At 34.8% G+C, this 1,909-nt stretch carries 2 protein-coding genes and 1 pseudogene; 2 read left to right on the forward strand and 1 reads right to left on the reverse strand.

Features of this window, described 5'->3' with window-relative positions; all coding sequences use genetic code 11:
* Both CXF78_RS15755 and CXF78_RS15760 read left to right on the forward strand, forming a co-directional pair.
* A partial coding sequence (locus tag CXF78_RS15755) for an EAL domain-containing protein (RefSeq protein WP_145991496.1) occupies window positions 1-397 on the forward strand: 397 nt, incomplete at its 5' end.
* A complete protein-coding gene (locus tag CXF78_RS15760) occupies window positions 394-1,533 on the forward strand; it encodes an HDOD domain-containing protein (protein ID WP_102037314.1) in 1,140 nt (379 codons plus the stop codon). The genes CXF78_RS15755 and CXF78_RS15760, both read left to right, overlap by 4 nt.
* Before the next feature lie 188 nt (window positions 1,534-1,721).
* Here CXF78_RS15760 and CXF78_RS15765 read toward each other — a convergent pair.
* Window positions 1,722-1,909, reverse strand: a pseudogene (locus CXF78_RS15765) (LysR family transcriptional regulator); the annotation flags it as partial.

The raw sequence follows: 1,909 nt of genomic DNA on the forward strand, positions 1-1,909 counted from the left end.
CGATAACATTGAACAAAGTGTTGAAAAATTGATCCAGTTAAAAAATTCCGGGATAAGTATTGCTATTGATGATTTTGGTACAGGTTATTCATCATTGTCTTATCTTTCAAAACTACCCGTTGATGTATTAAAAATAGATAGGTCGTTAATTATTGATATCTCTAGTAATGTAAATACTCAAAGTATGGTCGGTAATATTACTCGAATGGCTCACGACTTAGGCATGAAAGTGGTTGTTGAAGGCGTTGAGCAAATAGAACAAATAAAAATTCTTGAACAACTAAAATGTGATGTCATCCAAGGTTTTATTATTGCTAGGCCACAAGCTGAAGATAGCTTTGCAATGCTAATGTCTGATGCTGATGTGTTAATTTCTGCAGTAATGGATGGTATATGAAAAAATTAATAGTGCTGTTTATTGATGACGATGTATTTATGCTTAAAGCATTACAACGCACTGCGCGCAGAACAAAACCGCACTGGGATTTTTATATTTGTGAACATGCACTATCTTGGCAAACGGCACTGCCTGAAGGGATTGTTCCGGATGCTGTGTTTTGTGATTACCTTATGCCACAAAAAAATGGCGATCAGGTGCTAGCTGAAATAGCGGCTACTATCCCATCCTCTGTTCGAGTACTTCTTACTGGTGATACTGCCGAAGATGTCGTCACAAAAGTCACTGAGATCACACATTTTGTATTAAAGAAACCATTTTCAGGAGATGATCTGGACCATGTTTTTTCGTGTTTAGAAAGACTAGATTCACTCAATTTCAGTTTAGATGTTCGCAATAAGCTAGGCCGTATAGGTTACTTTTTTACTTTACCAGAAATTGTTGTTCAATTAAGGGCACTACTGGCCATTGAATATGTCGATATAGGTCAAACTGTAGATTTAATAAAACAGGAAGCCTTTATTGCAGCAAAAATTATTCAAATAGCCAATTCTGCATTTTTGGGTTACAGCGCTAAAACAGTTTCATTAGAAGAGTCTATCAAACGGCTTGGATTGAAACTAACTGAAACTATCGTAGTTTCTATGGCTGTTAATAATTGTGTCGCGTCTAAAATACCAACAACAGTTCATAAACGAATAAGTGAATGGGCATTTAATTACTCAAGCATGTGTCGTCAATTGAGTAAAAGCGTCGGATTTAATACTGGCATGCAAGATACTGTTTCGATTGCGGCCTTACTGACTGGTATTGGTCACCTTGCATTAACCGCTGAAACTAACCAATATGTTAATGCATCAGTTGAAGAAGACTATATGCAGGTACTTCAAGAGGCCAGCATTCTTACGGTGTATATTTTGACTTTGTGGGGGTATCCAATAGATCTGTGCAAGCTTATTTTGATGCAAGATACTCCAGGTTTTAATGCCAATATTTTGGATGAGAACAAATTGAGCTTGATTATGTTTGTCGTCAAATTGAAGTTATCTGGAAAGCTTGAGCAAACAGAAAAAAATACTCTAAAAACATTAATTGTTGACAGTAAAATTGTAGATTGGATTGAAGAAAATCTATAAATATAATTTTTAAAAACAAAGAAAAAAATTATTTTTGATATCATTTTGTTCTTTCGATCTTTTATTTAAAGTATGCAAATTTATTTTTGAAAAAAACATCAACAAGCTTATTCTGTTATATTTACTATCTCGTTTGGCAATGAATCTTTGTATTAATATTAATACAAAGATTCATCATTTATTGGCCATTATGGTGTTGGTATTCTGGTGTTTGTCGCCGCAATAATCATCTTGTTTCTAAGCCATTTGTTGGCTGGCTCTTTATCAACGTTAACATGCCAATATAAATGCACACCAATATCAGGTAATTCAACCGGCATTGGGTGTATATCAATATCAAGCATCTTGCTATACATCGCTGCTGCGGTTTTGGGCA

It is taken from the genome of Shewanella sp. 11B5 (assembly GCF_002836795.1).
Lineage (GTDB): Bacteria > Pseudomonadota > Gammaproteobacteria > Enterobacterales > Shewanellaceae > Shewanella > Shewanella frigidimarina.

Excerpts from the sequence above, each read along its gene's own strand:
- CXF78_RS15760 (WP_102037314.1), top strand. The coding sequence starts at position 394 with ATGAAAAAATTAATAGTGCTGTTTATTGATGACGATGTATTTATGCTT.